This is a genomic window from Jiangella alba (assembly GCF_900106035.1).
Lineage (GTDB): Bacteria > Actinomycetota > Actinomycetes > Jiangellales > Jiangellaceae > Jiangella > Jiangella alba.
Genome location: NZ_FNUC01000004.1, coordinates 3,424,663 through 3,447,056 on the forward strand (window position 1 = coordinate 3,424,663; position 22,394 = coordinate 3,447,056).

The 22,394-nt window shown below is 70.8% G+C and carries 18 protein-coding genes; 1 reads left to right on the forward strand and 17 read right to left on the reverse strand.

The window, feature by feature from the left end:
• Window positions 1-20: 20 nt before the first annotated feature.
• The 14 genes from BLV02_RS33535 to BLV02_RS33600 are packed head-to-tail and all read right to left on the reverse strand — an operon-like array spanning window position 21 to window position 16,527.
• Entirely contained in the window at window positions 21-1,133 is a 1,113-nt protein-coding gene (locus BLV02_RS33535; RefSeq protein WP_069111502.1) for a mandelate racemase/muconate lactonizing enzyme family protein, read from the reverse strand.
• The gene (locus BLV02_RS33540; RefSeq protein ID WP_069111501.1) at window positions 1,130-2,092 is read right to left on the reverse strand and encodes a malate dehydrogenase; all 963 of its coding nucleotides are present in this window, start codon (window positions 2,090-2,092) and stop codon (window positions 1,130-1,132) included. The genes BLV02_RS33535 and BLV02_RS33540 overlap by 4 nt, the downstream gene beginning before the upstream one ends.
• On the reverse strand, window positions 2,076-3,947 hold the full coding sequence (locus tag BLV02_RS33545) for an FAD-dependent monooxygenase (protein WP_069111500.1): 1,872 nt from the start codon (window positions 3,945-3,947) through the stop codon (window positions 2,076-2,078). Before BLV02_RS33545 ends, BLV02_RS33540 begins: the two co-directional genes overlap by 17 nt.
• The gene (locus tag BLV02_RS33550) at window positions 3,944-5,392 is read right to left on the reverse strand and encodes an NAD-dependent succinate-semialdehyde dehydrogenase (protein WP_216094225.1); all 1,449 of its coding nucleotides are present in this window, start codon (window positions 5,390-5,392) and stop codon (window positions 3,944-3,946) included. Before BLV02_RS33550 ends, BLV02_RS33545 begins: the two co-directional genes overlap by 4 nt.
• Window positions 5,376-6,029, reverse strand: a complete 654-nt coding sequence (locus tag BLV02_RS33555) for an RraA family protein (RefSeq protein ID WP_069111499.1) — start codon at window positions 6,027-6,029, stop codon at window positions 5,376-5,378. The genes BLV02_RS33550 and BLV02_RS33555 overlap by 17 nt, the downstream gene beginning before the upstream one ends.
• On the reverse strand, window positions 6,026-6,676 hold the full coding sequence (locus BLV02_RS33560; protein ID WP_069111498.1) for an RraA family protein: 651 nt from the start codon (window positions 6,674-6,676) through the stop codon (window positions 6,026-6,028). Before BLV02_RS33560 ends, BLV02_RS33555 begins: the two co-directional genes overlap by 4 nt.
• Window positions 6,669-7,361 (reverse strand): RraA family protein, encoded by a 693-nt coding sequence (locus tag BLV02_RS33565; protein WP_069111497.1) that lies wholly within the window; start codon window positions 7,359-7,361, stop codon window positions 6,669-6,671. The genes BLV02_RS33560 and BLV02_RS33565 overlap by 8 nt, the downstream gene beginning before the upstream one ends.
• Entirely contained in the window at window positions 7,358-8,503 is a 1,146-nt protein-coding gene (locus BLV02_RS33570; protein ID WP_069111496.1) for an ABC transporter ATP-binding protein, read from the reverse strand. Before BLV02_RS33570 ends, BLV02_RS33565 begins: the two co-directional genes overlap by 4 nt.
• On the reverse strand, window positions 8,500-9,519 hold the full coding sequence (locus BLV02_RS33575; protein ID WP_069111495.1) for a DODA-type extradiol aromatic ring-opening family dioxygenase: 1,020 nt from the start codon (window positions 9,517-9,519) through the stop codon (window positions 8,500-8,502). The genes BLV02_RS33570 and BLV02_RS33575 overlap by 4 nt, the downstream gene beginning before the upstream one ends.
• A complete protein-coding gene (locus tag BLV02_RS33580) occupies window positions 9,512-10,570 on the reverse strand; it encodes an amidohydrolase family protein (RefSeq protein ID WP_216094224.1) in 1,059 nt (352 codons plus the stop codon). Before BLV02_RS33580 ends, BLV02_RS33575 begins: the two co-directional genes overlap by 8 nt.
• Entirely contained in the window at window positions 10,567-11,676 is a 1,110-nt protein-coding gene (locus BLV02_RS33585; RefSeq protein WP_069111494.1) for an ABC transporter substrate-binding protein, read from the reverse strand. The genes BLV02_RS33580 and BLV02_RS33585 overlap by 4 nt, the downstream gene beginning before the upstream one ends.
• Complete coding sequence (locus tag BLV02_RS33590) at window positions 11,673-13,562, reverse strand: ABC transporter permease (RefSeq protein WP_069111493.1); 1,890 nt, start codon at window positions 13,560-13,562, stop codon at window positions 11,673-11,675. The genes BLV02_RS33585 and BLV02_RS33590 overlap by 4 nt, the downstream gene beginning before the upstream one ends.
• Complete coding sequence (locus tag BLV02_RS33595; RefSeq protein ID WP_069111492.1) at window positions 13,562-15,247, reverse strand: thiamine pyrophosphate-binding protein; 1,686 nt, start codon at window positions 15,245-15,247, stop codon at window positions 13,562-13,564. Before BLV02_RS33595 ends, BLV02_RS33590 begins: the two co-directional genes overlap by 1 nt.
• Window positions 15,244-16,527, reverse strand: a complete 1,284-nt coding sequence (locus BLV02_RS33600) for a flavin-dependent oxidoreductase (protein ID WP_074946896.1) — start codon at window positions 16,525-16,527, stop codon at window positions 15,244-15,246. The genes BLV02_RS33595 and BLV02_RS33600 overlap by 4 nt, the downstream gene beginning before the upstream one ends.
• A 60-nt stretch (window positions 16,528-16,587) precedes the next feature.
• Between BLV02_RS33600 and BLV02_RS33605 the strand changes: the two genes are divergently transcribed.
• On the forward strand, window positions 16,588-17,361 hold the full coding sequence (locus BLV02_RS33605) for an IclR family transcriptional regulator (protein WP_083288644.1): 774 nt from the start codon (window positions 16,588-16,590) through the stop codon (window positions 17,359-17,361).
• Window positions 17,362-17,415: 54 nt separating this feature from the next.
• Here the strand turns inward: BLV02_RS33605 and BLV02_RS33610 are convergent, their stop codons facing one another.
• Genes BLV02_RS33610 through BLV02_RS33620 form a run of 3 tightly spaced genes read right to left on the reverse strand, consistent with a single transcriptional unit; the run spans window position 17,416 to window position 22,285 of the window.
• A complete protein-coding gene (locus BLV02_RS33610; protein WP_069111489.1) occupies window positions 17,416-18,822 on the reverse strand; it encodes an aldehyde dehydrogenase family protein in 1,407 nt (468 codons plus the stop codon).
• Window positions 18,823-18,836: 14 nt separating this feature from the next.
• Window positions 18,837-20,102: a dihydrolipoamide acetyltransferase family protein gene (locus BLV02_RS33615; RefSeq protein ID WP_069111488.1), complete on the reverse strand. Its 1,266-nt coding sequence runs from the start codon at window positions 20,100-20,102 to the stop codon at window positions 18,837-18,839.
• A complete protein-coding gene (locus BLV02_RS33620; RefSeq protein ID WP_069111487.1) occupies window positions 20,102-22,285 on the reverse strand; it encodes an alpha-ketoacid dehydrogenase subunit alpha/beta in 2,184 nt (727 codons plus the stop codon). Before BLV02_RS33620 ends, BLV02_RS33615 begins: the two co-directional genes overlap by 1 nt.
• Between the last annotated feature and the right edge of the window lie 109 nt (window positions 22,286-22,394).

Consider the following 22,394-nt stretch of genomic DNA (forward strand, 5'->3'; position numbering starts at 1 on the left):
CGAGTCGTGGCGATCGTCTTCTACGGCACGGTGAAGCGCTCGACCAGGTCCTGGCGGAGCGTCAGTCCCAGTCCCGGCGCATCCCCGAGTGCCAAGCGCCCCTCGTGGGGCTCGATCGCGTCGTGATAGATCAGGCGCGCCACCTCCCAGCCCTGAAGGTGGAACTCGACCGGGCCGCTGCGCGCCACCCCGGCGTAGAGGTGGGCGTTGAGATGGGGCCAGTTGCCGCCCATGGCCACCGGAAGGTGATGCGCCTCGGCGATGGCCATCGCTCGCCGGGCGCCGGTGAAGCCGCCCAGATCACGGACGTTGGGCTGGGCGATGTCGATCGCGCCCGACGCGACGAGCCGATGGAAGGTGGCCACGTTCCCCATGCCCAGGCTTCCGCCCGCGATCGGGATGGCGATCCGGTCGCGCGCCTGAGCCATGAGACCCGGATCGCCGAGGGTGACCGGATCTTCGAACCAGGTCAGGTCGCAGTCGCCGACGGCGTCGGCGAGCGCGACTGCCTGGGGCAGGGTGAGCCGCTTGTTCGCGTCGATCATGAGGTCGACGTCGGGGCCGATGGCGGCACGGACCGCGCGAACCCGCTCGGCGTCCACCCGCAGGCCCTGGTTGCGCAAGCTGTCGTCCGGCCCGGCCTGCGCGCCGACCACCAGTTTCAGGCCCCGGTGCCCGCCGTCCACCAACTGCTCGGCCAGCCGCACGAGCTCGGCCTGGCTGTAGCTGGGAAGGCCGAAGGTCACATATGCCCCGACCTCGGGGCGGGCGCCCCCGAGGAGTTGCCACACCGGGGTCTGAGTCCGATGGCCCAGCGCGTCCCAGATGGCGATGTCGACCAGGCTGGCGGCGGTCGCCCAGGCTCCGGTCGTCGGGCGGTGCGGCATGCGTTCTTCGAGGAGCTCGCGAACCGCTTCGGGCCGGGCGGGTGCTCCCACGAGCAGTGGGGTGGCCTCGTCGCGGAGATACGCGACTACCGCCGATGCCATCGGAGCGAAGAACAACGCGTGCCCACTCGCGCCGGCGTCGGTCTCGACCTCGACCAGGAGCGACGGGACGTGGCGGGGACCCGGGCTCAGCGGCATCGTGACCGGCACCTCGAGCCGGCGTGCCCGGAGGGCCGTGACCTTCATGCGTCGCCCCGTTCCCGCGCGACGGCGTCCCGCAGGGCGCGTACGGCCCGGCCCACCGCCTCGCCGGCGCGGAGCAGGCCCGCTTCCTCGGCGCCGGTGAGCCGGAGCTCGACCACCGCGGGCCGATCGCCGGACAGGTCGACGGGAACGCCGAGGGCGACGCCTTTCAGGCCGTACTCGCCGCCCAGCACTCTCGAACACGGGAGCGGCGCCGGCCGGCGGTTCCACCAGGTGTCGATCATCCGGCCGATCCCCGCCGCCGACGCCCAGCCGGTGGAACGACCTGGCCGGAGCTCCTGGTAGGAGCGGAACCAGTCGGCCAGGTAGCTGTCGATCGGCGGCCGGTCGGCTGGGGCGACCGAGCGCGGGCGTCCATCGACCGACACGGCGGAGTAGACAGGCACTTGAGCGCCGCCGTGCTGACCGAGGTTCCAGCCCTCGACCCGGCCGATCTCGACGCCGAAGTGCTGCGCCAGCGCCGCCCGGAATCGGAGCGTGTCGTTCAGGCTGAGCCCGAGGACCTGTTCGGCCCGCAGCGATCCGGAGTCGACGACGAGGGTGGTGATCGCGTCGACCGGGTTGGTCGCGACCACCACGAGCGCGTCGGGTCGCACGAGCCGCAGATTGGGCAGCAGGCCGGCGAGGAGTCCCGCGTTGCGGGTCACCATGGCGGCGCGGTCCGGGCCGGCCGGCGCCGAGAGCGAAGCGGCCACGACCACGACGTCAGCCTCCGCGAGCGCCTCGGTGGACCCGATGCGCACTCCAGGGCGTGCCCCGAGTCCGCGAAGGTGCTGCAGATCCATCAGCTGCGCCTGCACGGCGTCCGCATCGACGTCGACGAGGACGAGGTCGCCCGCCGGAGCCGAGGCCAGCCAGTGGAAGGCGAAGGCCGACCCCACCGTTCCCGCACCGCCGATGACGGCGACCAGCGGGCCGTCACCGTCACGAGGTCGAACCACGGGTGGCCGCCCTTCCGTGAGCGATGACGACGCGGGCCGCCTCGTTGACTCGCTCGAGCAGCGGATCGACCTCGTGGGCGGTCCCCGGGTCCGGGTCGACGACCTGCGCCACAGCGTTGATCAACGCACTCGCCGGGTCTGCCGGCATGGTCGCTGCGCGCCAGGCGACGTGCCGGTCCGGGCGAACCAGCAGCGCGCCGTCCTCCTCCGTCCCGGACCGAGCCGCCCACGTGTCCGCGGCGGTCGACGTGACGACGGCGAGGGCGAGCGGAGCCGCGAGGAACGGCGACGCCGTCTTCAGGGCGTCCGCCCAGGCGCCGGCGGCGCTGTCGCGTACCAGCAGGGTGAGTCCGTCGTGGGCGACGAGGTCGTGCGTCGAGATCGGCGAGCCGTCGTACGTCACCCACAGGTGCGGCAGATGGTGTCCCGGACGGGCGGTGGGCACGTACGTGACGCTGGACTGATGGCCGGCCGGTGGTGGCGTCCCGTCGGGGACGAGTGCCCCGGCGGCGTAGGAGTACCCGACCTCGATGTTGAGCTGGCTGTAGTCGAGAGCGTTCTCGGCCACGGCGGCCGACGCCTCGGCTCGGCGCCGACGGCCCTCCTCGGTGTCCGACGCCCAGATCGCGACCTGCTGCCAGCCCTCGTCCTCGGGCATCGTGGCGGACAGGCCCATCGCGGCGGCGATCGGCAGATGCCGGTTCGAGTTCTCCATGGCGTGGGCGGTGTAGAGAGCCGCGACGGGGCGGCGCTCGGTCTCGTAGCTGTCGAGCAGGGCGTCGTGACCCCACCCGCTCATGACCGCGGCGAGTTTCCAGGCGAGGTTGGCCGAGTCCTGGACGGCACAGTTGAGTCCGAGCCCGCCGGTCGGCGGGTGGCGGTGGGCGGCGTTGCCGACGAGGAACACCGGTCCACGCCGGAACTCGCGCGCGACGACGGCCTCGTACTGCCATCGGCTGATCGCGTGGACCTCCAGATGGTGGTCGGGTGGCAACCCGAGGAGATCTCTGGCCGCGACCTCCGGCGCCGAAGCCACGGCGTCGGTCATCGCCGCGCCCGAGAGCGCGAGTGCCCATTGCGGTGACGACGCGTCGTAGCGGCCGGGTCCCAGGGCCTGCAGCACGCCACCCACGCGGCCATGGCTGCGAGGGTTGATGAAATGGGTGATCAGCGCGTCCGGATCGGCGTAGCCGGACAGGTCGGAGGTGAAGTACAGGCTGGAGATCGTCCGCATCCGCTGCGGCCCGTCCATGGCGATCCCGAGGGCCGCGGCACCGGTGCGGCCACCGTCGGCGACGATGACGTAGCGCGCGGACACCTCATAGGTCGTTCCGCGGGCGAGGTCGCGCGCGACGACGACAGCGCTGTCGTCGGCGTTGACGCGCAGGTCGACGACTTCCTGGCCGGCGCGCACGGAGTCGCCGAGGATCTCCCTGGCCTTGTCCCACAGCACCCGGTCGAGATGGATCTGGGGAACGTTGCAGAACCGCTGGGGGCTGGCCGCCCGGTATCGCGCCTCGTCGGTTCCGCCGCCCCAGGCCTGCACCTCGCCGATCTTCCGGCCGTGCAGTGGCGTCGGCCCTCCCAGCGACGTGTACCAGGCCACCTTGTGCCAGCGCTCGTTCTGCGGCCCGAGCTCGTAGACGCGGTCGGCGATCCCGATGTCGTCGAAGACCTCCATGGTTCGCACGTTGAGCAGGTGCGCGCGCGGCAGCCGCGGGGCTTCGGACCGCCGCTCCAGCACGAGGGAGCCGACGCCGGACCGGGCCAGGAGCAGCGCCGCCGTCAGCCCGGCCGGCCCGCCGCCCACGATGAGCACCGGGACGTCGACGGAGGACGCCAGGTCGTCGCTCATGCCTGACTCACCAGCTTCGTGTTCAGGTAGCCGTCCAGGGCCTCGGCGCCGCCGTCCGAGCCGTACCCGCTCTGCTTGAGCCCGCCGAACGGGGTCTCCGGTCCGACCAGCTGTGCGTGGTTGATGGCGATCATCCCGGCCTGGACCTCGGCGGCCACTCGCCGGGCCGTCTGCAACGAGTCGGTGAACGCGTACGCCGCCAGCCCGTACTCGGTGGCGTTGGCGATCTCGACCGCTTCGTCGTCGGTGCCGAACGGCGTGAGCAGTGCGAGCGGCCCGAACGGCTCTTCGTGCATCGCGCGCGAGTCCGGTGCGGCGGCGGCGATCACGGTGGGCAGGTAGTAGCTGCCTCGTGGCTCCCCGGCCGTGCCGCCGGCGAGCAGGTGTCCGCCGCGCCCCACGGCGTCGTCCACGAGCGATTGGACCGCCGCGACCCTCCGGTCGTGAATGAGCGGCCCCATGGTGGTGTGCGGATCGGTGCCGGGTCCGACCACCAGGCCGGTGGCGTGCTTGGCCAGTCGCGCCGCGAGGTCGTCGTGCAGGGACTCGTGCACGACGAACCTGGTCGGTGAGATGCACACCTGGCCCGCGTTGCGGAACTTGGCCGCACCCGCGGTGCGCAGCACCAGATCGAGGTCGGCATCCTCGAACACCAGGACCGGCGCATGCCCGCCGAGCTCCAAGGACGTTCGTTTGACGTGTCGCGCGGCCAGCCCGGCGATCTCGGCGCCGACCGCCGTGGAACCGGTGAACGTCACCTTGCGGATCGCGGGATGCAGGATCAGCCGCTCGGAGACGTGCGCGGGGTCGCCGAAGATCATCGAGAGGACGCCCGCCGGCAGACCGGCGTCGTGGCACGCCTGGGCCAGCGCCAACGTCGTCGCCGGAGTCTCCTCCGCCGGCTTGATCACACAGGTGCACCCGGCGGCGAGAGCGGCGCCGATCTTGCGGGCCGGAATCGTGATCGGGAAGTTCCAGGGTGTGAGGGCGAGCACGGGACCGACGGGCTCGCGGATCACGAGATCCTGGCGGTCCGCCCTGCCGGCCGGAACCACCCGGCCGTAGGCCCGGCGTCCCTCCTCGGCGAACCAGTCGAAGATGTCGGCCGCGGCATGGACCTCCGACGTGGCCTCGGCGATCGGCTTGCCTTGCTCGAGGCTCGTCAGGTGGCCGATCTCGGCGGCTCTCGAGCGCAGGACGTCGGCCGCACGGCGAAGAATCCGGGATCGCTGCAACGCCGGTGTCCGGCGCCACTCCGGGAACGCCGTCGCCGCCGCCTCGGCCGCCGCATCGAGATCCTGGGAGCCGGCGAGCGGAAGTGCCGCGAGCACCTCGCCGGTGGCCGGGTTCGTGACCTCGCGGGTGGCGCGGCCCGGCTCGGCGCCCACCCAGTCTCCTGCCAGGAAGAGGCGAAGCTCCGGGTAGCTCTCAGTCAACGTCGTCACCGCTCTCCGTCGTGGGCCGCAGGTCGTAGATGTCCAAGGTCAGTTCGCCGGCGCGCAATCGATCCAGGTACCCGGCTTCGGCCGTCTGGCGGGCCCGTCCGGCGGCCAGGACCCGGACGGCCCGATCGGCGGGGATCGCGACCACCCCGTCGGCATCACCGACGATCACGTCACCCCTGCGGACCCGCGTCCGGCCCAGGACGACCTCGTCGACGGCGCCGCGGGCGTCGCGCTTGCTGGTGCCGCGGATCGCGATGGCCGAGGCGAACACCGGAAAACCGAGCTCCGCGATCGCCTCGGTGTCGCGGACCCCACCGTCGATGACCAGGCCGTGGACACCGCGGACCTGCGCGGCGACCGTCAGGACCTCACCCCAGTAGCCGTGATCTCCGCCGGCCGCGTTCACCACCAGCACGTCGCCGGCGCGCGCCTGTTCGAGGGCGAGATGCAGGGGCAGGTTGTCGCCCTCGGCAGCCTGAACGGGCAGCGCGCGGCCGGCGAGGGTCAGGCGGGCGCCGACCGGTCGCAGCCGGCTGGGAAGGTCGATCGGGAGACCCGACGCCTCGAGCAGGGTGGCGGAACCGAGGTCGCCGAGCGCGGTCAGGACGTCGTCGTCGACGGCGGGACGTGTCGTCATGGGTTCACCCGCGTCCGCTGCAGCTCGTGGTACCCCTGGCTGGACCGCGCCGCTGCCAGCGTCCGGCCCGACAGCACCTGCTGGACGATGGCGGACTCGCGCTGGTCGATCTCGCGGGCGATCGCCTCGACGTCGTCGACCACGTCGCGACGGATCGCCACGACCCCGTCGGAGTCACCGAGCAGCCAGTCGCCGGGTTCCACGCGCTCTCCGCCCACGGTCACCGGGCCGTTGACCTCGGCGACCTCGACCCGGTCCTTGCCGGTGCGCATGAACCTGCCGCGGGAGAAGATCGGATAGCCGGCCTCCAGCGCCCGGTTCACGTCGCGGCACACGCCGTCGATGACGGTGCCGGCGACGTCGCGGTCGACCGCCATCGCGGTGAGGATGTCGCCCCACACGGTGCAGTCCACGGCGCCGCCGTTGTCGAGGACGACGACCGAGCCCTGAGGCACGTCGTCGAGGTAGTCGCCCACGGTGCCTGGAATCGCGCCCACGCGGACGTACCTGACCGTGAACGCCGGACCGCACATCCGGACGCCGTCGGCCAGGGGCCTCAGGCCGAGCAGGGCGCCGGGGACACCCAGTCGGTCCAGCGCGTCGGAGACCGTCGCGGTCGTCAGGCCGGCGAACTTCGCATCACTCATGGCTTCCCTGCTGCTCCTCGTCCAGGTCACCGGGCGTCGGAAACGCGGTGTCGTGCATGACGTCGACGATCGAGGCTCCTGCCCGCACCTGGTCGCGCATCTGCGCTTCCCGCGTGACGATGCGTCGCGCCCAGCCGGCCACCTGGCCGGCCCACGCCTGCGGCACCACGACGACGCCGGTGGAGTCGGCGACGACGATGTCGCCGTCGCGGATCTCCACCCCGCCCACCTCGATCGGCTCACCGGAGGACAGCTGCACGATCCGGCCACGGGCGCTGGTCGGCACCGACGCACGGGCGAAAACGGGGAAGGCGGCGTCGTGACTCTCCGCGACGTCGCGGCAGGCGCCGTCGACGATCACGGCGTCGACCCCCTTCCTCAGGGCCGCCTCCGTGAGGATGCCGCCCCAGCACGAGACGTCGGTCCGCCCGCCGTTGGCGACGACGACGATGTCGCCGGGAGCGCCGTCCTCGACGGTGGCGGCGGCGATGTGCGCGCGGGGTCCGGTCCCGGTGCGTTCGCCCGCCTGAACGGTCCTGGCGCGTCCGATGACGACACCGCGCACCGGCCAGATCGGCCGCACCCCGGTGAGCACGGACGGGGGCAGGCCCAGCGTGTCGAGCGCGTCGGAGACCGCGCAGGCGTCCAGGCCGGGAACGTCGCGCATCGCGCCCAGAGCGCTCATGCTCCCTCCTCGGCCTGCGCGAGGCCCGCGTCCTGGTGGTCGTCCTGGCTCAGGAGGACGATGACGTGCTCGGGTCGCACGTAGAACGTCACGGGATCGCCCGGCCGCGGCGACAGCGACTGGCTGACCAGCTGCTCCTCGTCCACGATGGCCTTGACGACGTGACCGCTGACGTCCAGCTGCAGTCGCAGGGCGCTGCCCCAGTCGGTGGCCTTCGTCACCACGGCGTTGACCGCCAGGCAGAGCGCGTCCGGCTGGCTGAACCGGACGTGCTGGGCACGGAACGCCACGCTCACCTGGCCGTCGGCCGGCGCAGGGTAGGCCGAGCGCACGACGTCGGGGCAGTGGTCGAGCCGCACGTGGCAGTGGTCTGCGGCCCGGGACTCCACCGTCGCGGGCAGGATGTTCTGGAACCCCATGAAATCGGCGACGAACGTCGACCTCGGCCTGGTGTAGAGGTCGCGCGGGGTGTCGACCTGCTGGATCCGGCCGGCCCGCATCACGATGATGCGGTCGGACAGCGCGACCGCCTCCTCCTGGTCGTGGGTGACGTAGACCGAGGTGGTGCCGAGGGAGTTGTGCACCGACCTGATGTGGTCGCGCATCGCGAAGCGCAGTTTGGCGTCGAGATTGGACAGCGGCTCGTCGTACAGCATGACGTCGGGCCGGCCGACCATGGCACGGGCCAGGGCCACCCGCTGCTGCTGCCCGCCGGACAGCGCCGAGACGTTCTTGGTGTGCAGTCCGCCCAGACCCACCCGGGTGAGGGCGTCGTCGACCGCCCGCCCGATCTCCGCACGCGGCGTCCTGGCCATCTTCAGCGGATAGGCGACGTTGCCGAACACGCTCATGTGCGGCCACAGGGCATAGCTCTGGAAGACCATGCCCACTCCACGCCGCTCCGGCGGGACGAAGACGCCGTTGGCAGGGGCCGCGATCAACTGATCGCCGATCCGGATGGATCCCTGGGTCGGCGCCTCCAGCCCCGCGACGCAGCGCAACGTGGTGGTCTTCCCGCATCCGCTGGGACCGAGCAGGGTGAGGAACTCCCCGGGCGCGACATCCAGGTCGAGCCGGTCCACCGCCGGCGCAGCCCCGGCCGTGTACGTCTTGGTCAGCGCGTTGATGGCGATGCTCTTCATGCCGGCTCCCAGGCCGCGAAGGCCATCCCGCAACCCGTGCCGGCCGGGCTGCGATAGCAGGGCTGGTAGTCGAGCACCGTGGCGGTGGCACCGGTCGAGCGCATCGCCTCCGCGACGACCAGCCAGTTGCGGATCTCGGAGGAGCCGGACCGCAGCACCGCGTCGGGCAGGTCGCGCAGGGACTCGTGGTCACCGGCGGCGAACGCGTCGAGGGTCGTGCGGTCGAGCTCCTCGTCGACGACCATGTGGCTGAGGCCTCCGGAAGCCACCAGCCCGACCCGCAGGTCGGACGGGAACCGCGCGATGGCGTCGCCGACGGCCGCGCCGAAGTCCAGGCAGCGGGCCGCCGACGGCGGGTTCGGGCTGTAGAACGTGTTGACGAAGACCGGCACCACCGGCAGCAGGTCCGCACCGCCACCCAGGACCTGCTGGAACACGAAGCCCCACCCATGGGGGATCCCGTGGTTGCCCCACTTCCCGCCGGGGAGGCGTTGCGAGGCCGCCGGGTCGAACCCGGCCCGAGAGGTGTGCTGAACCAGGTGGAGGGCGAGCTCGGGGTGACCCCGGCGCCGGGTGTGGGTGTCCGGCTGGTTCGCGACCTCGGCCACCGCCAGCCCGGGGCCCATGCCGTCCAGCTGGTCCTGGGTGTACGGCACGTGGTCCATCGTTTCGCCCCAGTAGACGGCGAACTGCGGGAGCAGGTCGTCGCCGAAGACCTCCTTGTGGTCGCTGCTCACCACGACCAGGGCGTCGAGTCGGGCGTCGTCGACCAGTGCGCCCAGCGCCGCGATGCCGGCTCGGCAGGCCGCGTGCTTGGCCCGCCACACGTCGTCACGGCACTGGTCGGCGAAGGCGTTGCCGCGCACCTGGGCCAGCTCCGGGTAGGTATGCGCCTCGCCCCGGAAGATCAGCGCGGGATTGGCCTCGTCGGCCGGCCGGCGAGCGCCCCACTGCTCCGGCGGGGTGTTCAGCATCGGCCCGTGGGAGGTGCCGATGCCCAGCACGAGTTCAGCCACTGGTGGCTCCTTCGCTGTCGGCGCCGGCCAGGTCGAGCTTGAACAACTCCACGGTGTTGTCGCGGTAGAGGGCCTGACGCTGATGGTCGTCGAGCCAGTCGATCGCGTCGACGAGGTGATGGATGTCGTCGATCCACCGGCCGGTTTCGGGGTCGCGCACGGAACCGGTGCCGGGCTTCTCGGTGCCGAACAGGCATCGATCGACTCCGACCGAGCGCAGCAGCAGCTCGATCGAGTCCTGCGTGTAGAGGCAGGTGTCGTACCAGAGCTTGCGCAGCTGATCGTCGAACGACGCAGCGCCCGGGCGGCGGATCGGTCCGGGGCGGAACCGGCCGCGCTGATAAGGAACGGCCCCGCCGCCGTGCGACACGACGACCTTGAGATCGGGGAAGTCCTGGAACACCTGCGACTGGAGCAGCCCGATGACCGCCTGAGTCTCCTCCTGGATGAAGTGCAGCGAGTAGCTCTCCCGGGCTGGCGGCCGGCACGCGGCAGAGTGGACGAACGCCGGAACGTCGAGTTCGCAGAAGACCTCGTAGAGCGGGTACCAGAACGGATCTCCGAGCGAGGGAGGCACCGCCGTCCCCTCGTACGGGTCGGGGTTCAGCACCGCGCCGACGAAGCCGAGGTCGGTGACGCAGCGCCGGAGTTCGGCGGCCCACGTCTCCGGGGCGAGCTCCATGCTCTGCGGCAGGCCGGCGATGCCCCGAAATCGTCCGGGTTCGCTCTCGCAGACCCGGGCGATGACGTCGTTGGTGCTCTCGGTGAACCATTCGACGAGCTTCGCCGGGGTCTCGCTGTGCATCATCTGGAACGGCCGCGGCGAGATCAGCTGGAGGTCGATTCCGGCCTCGTCGAGATGGTCGAGGTGGGAGACGTTCCCGAAGCTGGGGTTCGGCGCGCGCAGCGCGGCGGCGATCTGGTCGTCGCTGATGTGCGGCTTTCCCCGCCCGTGCGCCCCCCGATGGGACAGCAGCCCCGCCTTGTAGGCGTACAGCTCCGCCGGGGCGGACACGTGGCCGTGACAGTCGATCTTGGTCGGGGTGTTCACTTCGGCCAGACCTCCTGGATCGTCTCGAGCGCCTGTTGGGTTTCGGTGGCCACGGTCTCCAGCGGCGTGCTCCGGATCAGGTCGAGCTCACGCATGGGCGGGAAGTCCGCGGGTCCGTCGCTGTCCGGCATCGTCGGGTAGTAGCCCACCGCGGCCAGGGCCTGCTGACCCTCCGGGGTGAACAGCCAGTTCATGAGCAGCTTGGCGGCGTTGGGGTTGGGCGCGCCGTCGATCAGGCCGAGGTAGTGCCCGGACACGTACGAGCCGCCCTCGGTGGGGAACACGAACCCCATCGGTGCTCCCTTGGCGGACTCGCGGATGAAGAAGCTGTAGGGGTAGTAGCCGGCGATGTCGAACTCGCCGCTGGCCACGGCCGCACCGGTGTTCTGGGATCCGTTCTCGTTGTGCGGCTCCTGCGCGGCCATGGTGTTCAGGTAGTCCTGCCCGAAGCGCTCGTCGGCGAGAAGCGCTCGGAAGGCCGACAGCGAGGAACCCGACACGGTCGGGTCGTCCATCACGATCCGGCCGCGCCAGGTCTCGTCCTTGAGCGCGTCCCACGTCTGCGGGGCGTCGCCGGTGTCGACGGCGTTGGTGTTGTAGCCGATGCCGAACGGCAGCGCGGCCGCGGCGTGGACGGTGTTGGTGGGTTCGGTCCAGCGCGGGTCCAGCCCCTCGGCCGTGAGGGGCGTGTACGGCACGTACTTGCCCTCCTCGATGTGGCCGGCGACGGACGTGTCGCCGCCCTGGACGAGGTCGCCCACGTGCTGACCGCTGGCGAACTCGTTGCTGATCTTGCTGTCGAAGTCGGGCCCGGTCAGGTGTTCGCCGCTCACCTGGATGCCGGGGTATCGCGCCATGAAGACCTCGTACACGGGTCCGCGGTCGTTCTCGCCGGCGCCGTAGATGGTGACGCGGTCCTCGCCGGCGTCCTGAGCCGCCTGGTAGAGCCGGTCCATCTCGTCGACGGCCTCTTGGCTACCCAGTGCCTCGACCTCGTCGGCGACCCCGGTCGGTTCGGGGGCCACCGCGCTCTCGTCGGGCGTGCCGCAGGCGGCGAGGCCCGCCAGCACGACGCCGAGGAATACCGCTGTGGTGGAACGCTTCATGGCTCTCTCCTGGAACCCGATGACTTCACGACGGTGGGGAGTCCACCGGGGACGGCGGCTGACGGCCCGGCGGCCGCATCGGCCTCCGAGGTGCTACGGACAGCCTCAGACGCGACGGGGACCGTCCGCGTCATGGTGACCCGATCGGCGCTCGGCGCATCGGGTCTGGAGCGATCTCGGCGCCGGCGATTCGAACGGCTGATCACCCGGACCGCCAGGCTGCCGACGACGAACAGTGCCAGCAGGGCGCCGAGGAGGATGACGAACAGGGCGGCCGCCTGGGAGGTCTCGCCCTGGCTGTGGAGGTTGTAGACGACCAGGGGAACGGTCGCGCTGTCGGTCGTCGACAGCAGCATCGGGATGGTGAGGTTCCCCGAGACCAGGATCGCGACGAGGAACCAGCCGGCCAGAAGGCTCGGAGCGATCAGGGGAACCACGATGCTGAAGAACATCCGTACCGGGCGTGCGCCGCTGACCCGGGCGGACTCCTCGAGTTCACGCCCCACCTGGCGCAGCGCCGGCTGCACCGCGCGGGTGGCCAACGGCACGGCCGAGATCATGAGACCGATCACGACGATGCCCAGCGAGCCGTACATGCTGCGCAGCCCGGGGATGCTCACGAACAACCAGGCGATGCCCAGGGCGAGGATGATGCCCGGCATGGCGAACGGGAGCCAGGTCATCACCTCCAGCGCCCTGCGCAGGCGACTGCGGCTGTGCGTGATCGCGTAGCTGATCAGCAGCGTCATCAGAATGGCGCACAGGCCGCCGACGAAGGCGACGATCGCCGTGGTGCGCAGCGCCGCCGTCGTGGTGGGTTCGCTGAACAGCAGCTGGTAGTTGATCGTCGAGTACACGCCGCCGCCGAGGTACGGCTGGAAGCTGCCCGCGACCAGCTGGGCCAGGGGGAGTACGACGGCGAGCGTGACGTAGCCGACGATGAGCAGCGTGCCCGCCCAGCGCCAGTTGCCGATCGACCAGCGGTCGGTGCGGTCGTTCTTTCCGGTGACGGTGGTGAAGTCGCGGCTTCCCAGGATCCGCCACTGGAGCACGACGAGGACCACCACGACGACGGCGAGCAGCAACGACAGCGCTCCCGCGGCGCCGTAGTCCGCCGGAGTCCGGTCGCGGATCTGGCTGAAGATCTCGGTGGCGAACACGTCGATGCCGGCCGGCGTGCCGAGCAGCAGCGGCACGTCGAAGAACTCGAGGCCCGCGACGAAGCTGAGGATGCACACGCCCAGCAGCGACGGCCCGAGCAGTGGCACGTCGACACGGAGGAAGGTGCGCAGGCGACCGGCGCCGAAGACCCGTGAGGCCTCTTCCAGGCTGCGGTTCATGGCCATCAGGGGGCCGAGCAGGAGGAAGTAGGCGAACGCGGTCGACTTCAGCGAGGTGACCACGACGATGCCGCTCCAGCTGTAGGTGTCCCACAGCGGCCCTTCGGCTCCGGTGAGGTCCTGCCAGAAGCTGTTGATGGTGCCGATCCGGGGGTTGCCCAGCATCGCCCAGCTGATGCCGTAGAACAGCGGTGGGAGGGCGATGACCAGCATCATCGACGGTGTGACCAAGCGCCGCAGCGGGGTGTCGGTCCGGGCGACGATGAAGGCGAGCAGCAGCCCGGTGGTGGTGGAGATGACCATGACACCCAGGGCCAGCACCACCGAGTCGCCGAGCACCGCGTACGTGCCGGCGTCACCGTAGGCGCGGCGGAACGCGTCGAACGACCACTGCGCGGGCCGGCCGGGGGTCGCGTCCCGGAGCGCGCCGACGGCCAGCATCACGACGGGCATCGCGAACAGGAAGAAGGCGACCACCGTCAGGAGCAGCATCGACCGCCGGCTCGAGAACGGGCCGGTGGAGGGCTCCCGAAGCCTGCCGAGCATCATTCCTCCTTTGCCGAGGTCATCAGTTCCACCAGCGACGGACCGCGCGGCTGCGAGGCGCGTCCGATCGCGGCGCCCACCCCGTCCGGCGTCAGGACGCGTTCGCTGTGCAGCCCGAACCCGCCCGCGATCTGGGCGAGGTGCGGCCCGCTGAGGTCCGTGCCCAGCCAGTCGCCGCGGCGTACCGCCTCGCCTCCGAATCTCCCGAGGGCGAGGCCCACCGCCGCGAAGGCCTCGTTGTTCAGCACCACGAAAGTGACCTGGGCTCGATACCGCTGCGCCGTCCACAACGCGGGCAGCCCGAACTGGAAGACGCCGTCGCCGAGAAATGCCAGGACCCGGCGTTCCGGCTGGGCCAGCGCCACCCCGATCGCCGCGCCCAGACCCCACCCGAGCGAACCGGAGGAGGTGGTCAGGACCTGGTCGGGGCGGGTCTGGGGAAGGGCCCCGAGCAGGGCCGGGCCGGCCGTCGTCGCGTCGATGACGTAGTTCTCGTCACCGGTGAGGGATTCGACCAGGGGTCGCACCCAGCCGGTGAGATCGCGGTGCGCGGGCGAGCCGTGTGGACTCAGCGAAGGGCCGGAGCCGCTCGTCGGCGCCGGCGTCCGGGCCGGTGTCGTGGCCGGTCGTGGACCGAGTGCGTCGAGGAGGTCGCGCACCACCTCTTCGGTGTGCCCGACCAGGGCGTGGTCCACCTCGTGCAGCCGGCCGATGCGGCTCGGGTCGACGTGGACGTGCACGACCCTCGCCGCGGCGGGCAACGCCGGGCCACCGTTGACGTCGAACTCCCGGAAGACCTGGCATCCGACGAAGACGACCGCGTCGGCGTTCGCGACCGCTGGATGCCTCGCGTCGTAGCTGCCCTGGAAACTGGGGTGCCGCGTGGGGTAGCTGGATCGCTCGAACCCGCGGCGGTCCTCATGGAGCACCGTCGCGTCGAGACGCTCCGCCAGCGCGACCACGAGATCGCTCGCGCCGTGTCGGGCGACCTCCCCACCCGAGACGAGGACGGTGCGGGTCGCCCCGGTGAGCAGGTCCGCCACACCGCGCAGTTCCGCCCGCGACGGACGGCTGCGGCGCGGACCCGGCAGCGGGCGTGGGTATCGCGGGTCGACGGGATCGGTCGTCTCCAGCAGCTCTTGCGGCAGGCCCAGCCACACCGGTCCGGCCGGCTCGGCAGTCGCGATGCCCAGGGCCCGCTCGAGGTCGGCCGGCAGGGAGTCCGCCGATGCGGGCACGCGGTCCCACTTGACGAGGTCGCGAAGCCCGAGGTCGGGATGGGGAAGCGTGGTGAACCCGTCGCGGCCCGCGAGTACCGACGGCTTGAGCCCGTTCAGGACGAGCACCGGTGCGTAGGCGATCCGCGCGGCGGACAGATGCGACAGCACATTGGCGAGGCCGACGTTGGTGTGCACGTACACGACGGCCGGCCTGCCGCTGAGCCGTGCCTCCGCGTCGGCGGCCGCCATCGCCGTCGACTCGTGGCTGACGAGGACGAGCTCGATGTCGTCCCGGCCCACGAAGGCGTCGAGCATGGCGGCCTCGGTGCTGCCGGGGCAGCAGTAGACCCGTGTGACGCCCCAGGCGACCAGGATGTCGAGCACCTGCCGGGTGACCGGCGTGCCGCCGAGCTCGCCGACGGCGACGTTCGCGCTGCCGGGTTCCGTATCGGCTGTGGTTCTCATTGCGGCTCCTCGTTCCGCTCGCGCGTACCGGCACCCGGCAGGGACGCGGACGGGTCCGGGGCGGGAGACCGGGTGGTCGCGACCTTGAGATAGCGACCCGTGATGGCTTGTGCTTCCGCCTCCGTGACGATGTCAGACATCGTGCGCACCGGAGCGTCCCCGCTGCGCTCGTAGACGGTTCGAAGGATGGCATCCGGCGGTTCGGCGCGATTCATCCGCACCACCGCGGCGGTCACCTGCCGCCGTTCGTCCTCGTACGCGGCGAAGGCCTGCGCCGTGTCGTCCGTTCGGGCCAGGTGCCGGGCGAGGGCCTCCGCGTCGAGGATGGCCTGACCGGCTCCGTTGGACCCTCGCGGCACCATCGGATGGGCGGCGTCGCCCAGCAGCGTCAGCCGCCCGCGGCTCCAGAACGGGAGCGGGTCCTGGTCGATCATCGGATATTCGAGGATCTGCTCGGACCGCCCGAGGAGCTGCGGAACGTCGAGCCAGTCGAAGCGCCAATCGGCGAAACGGCCGGCGAAGTCCGCCAGTTGCCCCCGGCGCTGCCAGTCGCGCTCGCCCCGCCGCGGCATCTCGATCTCCGCGACCCAGTTGACGAGTTGCAGGCCATCGGGCAGGCCGGTGCGGATGGGGTAGGTGACCAGCTTGCCGGGCTGGAGCCAGCCGGCCCGGACCATCGTGGCGCCACTCAGGAAGCCCGGGTGGGCGGCCACTCCCCGCCACATCATCACCCCGGAGTAGCGTGCGGGTCCTTCGTCCGGATGCAGCGTCTTGCGGATCACCGAGTGAATCCCGTCGCAGCCGACGACGGACTCGGCGACGACCGGGTCGAGCGGGTCACCGTTGTCGTCGACGAACCGGAGCTCGACGCGGTCGCCGACCTCCCGGACGCGGTCGAGGCGGCTGTTCGTCACGATGACGTCGGAGCCGCAGCGACGCCGTACCGCGTCCACCAGGAGGGAGTGCAGGTCGCCGCGGTGGATGGAGTACTGCGGATGGTCGTGCCCCGCCCACCGGCCGGCCGGCTCGGTGAAGATGTGCTGACCGAAACGGTTGTAGAAGGCCGCCTCGCGGGTCAGCACCGCCCGGTCCGTGAGCTGCTCCTCGAGCCCGAGCCCGGCCAGGACCGCCGAGGCATGCGGCAGCACGTTGATCCCGACGCCCAGTGCCTGCAGGCGAGGTGCCGCCTCGTAGATCAGGCTCCGGATGCCGTGCCGCTCCAACTCCAGCGCCAGCACCAGGCCCCCGATGCCGCCACCGACTATGGAAACGGTTCTCACGTGCGTCCTCCCAGCTCGTCTCGTCCAGCGTGCGGTTCACGTTACCGACGTGTTTCCGGCATGCGGGCAAAGCTGTTACGATTTCCCGGTATGCGGGAAACGCTCAGCTCCGTCGTCAACGCCGTTCGTCTCGTGCAACTGCTCGCCGAACGCGGCCACCTGCGGGTCACGGAGGCCAGCAAGGCGCTGGGAATCAGCACGTCCACCAGCCATCGACTGCTCACCACGCTGGTGGACGAGGGTTTCGTGGAGCGCGATCGCGTCACCAAGGACTACCGGCTGGGCCGGGTGCTGGTCGAGATCGGCCTCGCCGCCCTGGGCGATCTCGACATTCGCCGGTCCGCGCACCATCACATGGCTCGACTCGCCGCCCGGCTGGACGAGACCGTGCACCTGCTGGTGCTCCAGGGGGCCGGGGCGCGGTTCATCGACGGTGTCGAGAGTCAGCAGCTGGTCCGGGTGACCATACGGACAGGCACCCTGCTGCCGGCGCATGCCACCTCAGGGGGGAAGGTGCTCCTGGCCGAGATGCCGCGCAAGGAACTGGAACGTCTCCTCAGCGTCGACCTGCCGGCGGTCACCGACCAGACCATCCACGCCCTCCCGGACCTCGTCGAAGAGTTCGAGGAGATCCGCAGGCTCGGTTACGCCCTCAACCGCGGTGAGAGCGACCAGGCGCTGCGAGCCATCGCCGTCCCGATCCGCGACGGCGCCGGACGTGCCGTGGCCAGCCTCGCCATCAGCGTGCCCACCGCTCGCGGCAAGATCAGCCGCCTTCGTGGCTTCGTCGAACCGCTCCAGCAGACCGCCGCGGCCATCTCCAAGGACCTCTGAGGTCGTGACCAGCGTCGACGCACTGACCGCCTGGCGGATCGGCCTCGCGGCGATTCAGTAGGAGATGGTGACCGACTTCAGCTGCGTGTAGTGGAACAGCGCCTCGACGCCCTTCTCGCGGCCGTACCCGCTGTTCTTGTGCCCGCCGAAGGGCGTCTGCACGGCACCGGTCGACCAGGAGTTCACGAACACCTGGCCCGCTTCGATCGCGTCGGCGACCCGGAGTGCCCGGCCGATGTCCCTGGTGAACACGCCGGCGACGAGGCCGAACTCGGAGTCGTTGGCGAGGCGAATCGCCTCCGCCTCGTCCGTGAAGGGCATCACGACGAGGACCGGACCGAAGATCTCCTCACGAGCGATGCGCATGTCGTTGCGCACCTTCGTATAGACCGCGGGAGTGACGAAGCCGCCTTCGGCACCTGCGGGTCCGCCCAACGCGGCGTGGGCGCCTTCCTCCTCGGCGAGGTGCAGATAGCGCCGCACCTGATCGAACTGGGCCGGAGTGATCATCGGGCCGATGTCCGCACCGGCGCGCACCTCGGCGGCGAGCGCGACCACTCGCGCCACGAGGTCGTCGTGGACGTCCTCCTGGACGAGCAGCCGCGTGCCCGCCGAGCAGACCTGTCCCGCGTTCGTGCAGAACGCACGGACGACCTCCCGCGCGGCGAGGTCCAGGTCGGCGTCGCCGAACACCAGGCCGGCCGACTTGCCGCCGAGTTCGAGGGTCAACGGAATGATCCGCTCCGCCGCGATCCGCCCGATCACTCGACCGGTCCGGACCGAGCCGGTGAACGCGACCTTCCGGACGGCCTCATGCCGCACGATCGCCTCGCCCACCTCGGTCCCGGACCCGAGGACGACATTGAGCACGCCCGGGGGGAGCCCGGCTTCGGCCGCGATGCGGGCCAGCAGGATGGTCGTCTGGCAGCTGACCTCGGCCGGCTTCAGGACGACGGTGTTCCCGGTGGCGAGCGCCGGCGCCACCGCGCGAGCCGCCTGGTTCAGCGGGAGATTCCACGGCGTGATGACGCCGACGACGCCGTACGGCTCGCGTCGGGTGAAGTTGTGCTGGTCGTGCTGGACGTCGATCACGTCGCCGACCGGCAGGTTCACCAACCCCGCGTAGAACTCGAAGTACGCGGCGGAGTTCTCGATCTCGCCCAGCGCGGTATGGCGTGGCTTGCCGGTGTCCTGGATCTCCAGATCGGCAAGCGCCGAAGCGTGCTCGCGGATCCCGTTGCCGATGGCGGTGAGGATCCGTCCTCGCTGGGCCGAGGGGTGGTGTCTCCAGCTCGCCGTCGCCTCCGCCGCCGCCCGGGCGGCGGCGTCGACATCGGCGGCGGCGCCGGCGGCCACGTCGACCGTCGGCCTGCCGGTCGCCGGGTCGACGCCGCGCACATATGAACCTGTCGACGGGGGGACCGCAACCCCGCCGATCCAGTTGTCGAGACGCTTGATCATGGAGTGTGCCTGCCTCAGATCAGGAGACGTACGGGATCTTCGATGAGCTCGACGAAGGCGCTCAGCCACGCTGCCGCGGTGGCGCCGTCGAGAGTCCGGTGATCGACGGACAACGTCACCGTCATCGTGTCCGCCGGCCGCACGTCGTCGCCGTCGACGACCGGGCGACGGGCGATCGTCCCCACCGCCAGAATGCCGGCGTGAGGTGGGTTGATGATCGCCGTGAACTCCTGAACCCCGAACATCCCGAGGTTGGTCACGGCGAACGTGCCACCCTCCAGCTCCCGCTGGTGGAGCCGGCCCGTGCGAGCACGTTCGGTGAGGTCACGGGTCGCCGCCGCGAGCACGGAGATCGGCATCGAACCCACGTCCCGTACGACCGGTGTCATCAACCCGCCCTCGACCGCGACGGCGATCCCGATGTCCACCGTCGAGAAGACGCGGACGGCGGTCTCCGTCCAGATGGCGTTCGCCGCCGGGACCGCTCGCAGCGCCCCCGCGGCCGCCTTGACCACGAGATCGTTGATCGTGACGGGGGTCGGCGACGACTGATTGATCCGCCGCCGCAGCTCGGTCAGCGCCGAGACCTCGCACTCGGCGCGAAGGTAGAAGTGCGGGACATGTTGCTTGCTCTCCGTCAGGCGCCGCGCGATCAAGCGGCGCATCGGTGTGTGCTCGACCTCCGTGTAGGCCACCGGAGCCTCGTCGTGCGCCTTCGCCGCGGCGGCGTCGCCGTCGACGCGTGCCACCACCGGCTCGGCGGAGTCGCGGTGCGGGCTCGCGTCGTACCGGTCGAGGTCGCGGCGGACGATGCGGCCGCCGGGCCCGCTGCCGTCGATGCGGCTGAGGTCGATGCCCTTCTCGCGCGCGAGTCGACGTACGAGCGGGCTCATGAACCTGCGGGACGGATGGTCCTGCGCCGCGGCCTGCTCCGGCGCCGGGGCCGGCGCCGGCGCCGCGGGCGCCCCGGCCCGCTCCGCGTCCCGATCCAGGTCGACGACCTCCCCTCGGACCGCCCGCATCGCCTCCTCCACCGACTCCGAGGCCTCGGCGAGGACTCCGATCACCTGGCCGACCGTGGCCGACTGGCCCTCGGCGACGAGGAGCCCGGCGAAAACGCCGCCGTGCTCTGATTCGTAGTCGACGACGGCCTTCTCGGTCTCGATCTCAGCGACCGGCTGTCCGACCTCGACCTGCTCACCCGGCTGGACCAGCCACGTCTGGATCGCGGCCTGGGCGGAATCGGCCGCGATGGCCGGCATCCGAAGCGCGTGCGCCATCAGGCACCGCCCCAGTTGCGGCGTACCTTCTCCAGCCCGGCCACGACCTCGTCGGTTCCGGCCATCGCGGCTCGTTCCAGCACCTTGGAGATCGTCGGGCTCGCCTCCCTGCCGGTCACTCGCTCCACCGGCTGGTCCAGCCAGTCGAAGTACCGGCGGTGAATCTCGTCGGCCAGCCAGCCGCCGTAGGAGGTGCCGCGCGCCCCTTGTTCGACGATCAGGACGTTGTTCGTCTTCTGCACACTCGCCTCGATGGTGGACCAGTCCACGGAGGCCCGGTCCAGCCAGCGCAGGTCGATGACGTCGGCGTCGATGTCGCATCGATCCACCGCCTCCAGCGCGCGATCCACCATCGACAGGTAGGAGATCACCGTGACGTCGTCACCCGAGCGACGGACGGCCGCCGTCCCCGGTTCGATCACGTAGTCCCAGGCGTCGGCGGGAACGCTCTGACGCAGGCCGTAGAGGTCCACGTGCTCGATCACCAGCACCGGGTCGTCCAGCAGCATGGCCGCGTTGAACAGGCCGATGTAGTCGGCAGCCGTCGACGGGGCGACGATGCGCCAGCCGGGGCTGGCGGCGAAGATGCCGGCCGGGTCCATCAGGTGCTGCGACCCGTAGCCCGATCCGATCGCGACCTTGGTGCGGAGGACGAGCGGAACGGCGTGCTGGCCGCCGAACATGTGGCGTACCTTGCCGATCTGGTTGAACACCTGATCGGCCGCGACCCACATGAAGTCCGGGTACATGAACTCGACCACCGGCCGGTACCTGCCGTCGAGGGCCATGCCGCCACCGAGTCCGACGAAGGCGTTCTCGCTGATCGGGGTGCCGAGGACGCGGTCGTGGAAGCGGTCCGCCAGACCCTTGGTCGCGCCGTTGGTTCCGCCGGCGAGTTTGTGCACGTCCTCGCCGAGGATGACATAGCGATCGTCGGCAGCCATCCGGCGGCCAGTGACCTCGGCGATCACCTCGATGAACTTCCGCTCCTCCCGCGTCCCGGTGAACTCCGCCGGCTCGAGCCGCGGCGCGGCGTCGAGCTCGCGCGCGTCGCTGCGTATGCCGACGTCGACGAACGCCGGATCGGGCCACGCGGATTCGACGATGCGCCGGCGTCCGGACTCCTTGTCGGCAGTCACCAGAGTCGATGCCGCGACCCGCATGGCGTCGACCGCCTGGTCCCGGATCGACGCGATCTCACGTTCACTCAGGTGGCCGAGCTTCAGGACCTCGGCGCCCATGCGCTGCACCGGATCCCGGTCGCGCCAGGCCCGCTCCTCGTCCTTGCTGCGGTATCCGAACGCGCTCCCGGCGAAGGGTCCGTTCTGGTGGTAGAAGCGATAGACGTCGGCCTCGACGATGACGGGCCCCTCGCCCGCGCGCATGCGCTCACAGGCGTCCTGGGTCGCGAGCTGGACGGCGAGCGGGTCCATGCCGTCCACGCGCCAGGCGGGGATCGCGAATCCGAACCCGCGGGCTGCCAGCCGTGACTCGCGGGTCGACTCCGTGACCGTGGTCGACACGGCGTACTGGTTGTTCTCGATGAAGAAGCCCAGCGGGAGGTCCCACGCCGCCGCGAGGTTGAAGGTCTCGAGGACCGACCCGATGTTGACCGCGCCGTCGCCGAAGTACGTGAGGGTCACGTCGGAGGTGCCCGCGCGCTTCTGGGCCCACGCCTTGCCGGCGGCCATGGGCACGCCACCGCCGACGATGGCATTGGTGCCCATGGCGCCGGCGGCCATCCACTGCAAGTGCATCGAGCCGCCGCGACCGTGTCCGAAGCCCTCGTCGAGTCCGAGGATCTCGGCCAGCGTGCGGCGGAGGACGTCGGCGATCTTCTCGGTGACCAGGTCGCTCGGGTCGATCGGCCCTTCGGAGACGAACGCGATCGCCTTGGCGAGGAACTGATGATGACCACGGTGCGATCCGTTCACCGCATCGGATGCGCGGAGGGCATGGACCGACCCGACCGCACCGCCCTCCTGGCCGATGCTCGAATGGGCCGGCCCGTGCACCAGGCCGTCGCCCGCCAGATCGAGCACCAACTCCTCGAACGCACGAATCAGGTGGAGCTGGCCCAGCATCGTCACCAGCGACTCCGGCCGCGCCTTCTTCCAGTCGCTCGCAGTCGTCGTCAGCTGCCACACAGGCTGTTCTGGATCCAGTCTTTGCTTCCGCGCCATACGAATCGTGTGTCCTTACGCTGGGCAAAGGTCTCTACAGGGCGAGATCGTATCCAATACAACGTTCGCAGTCCAGGATTCAGCGCTCATTGAGGCCTGCACAAGCAAC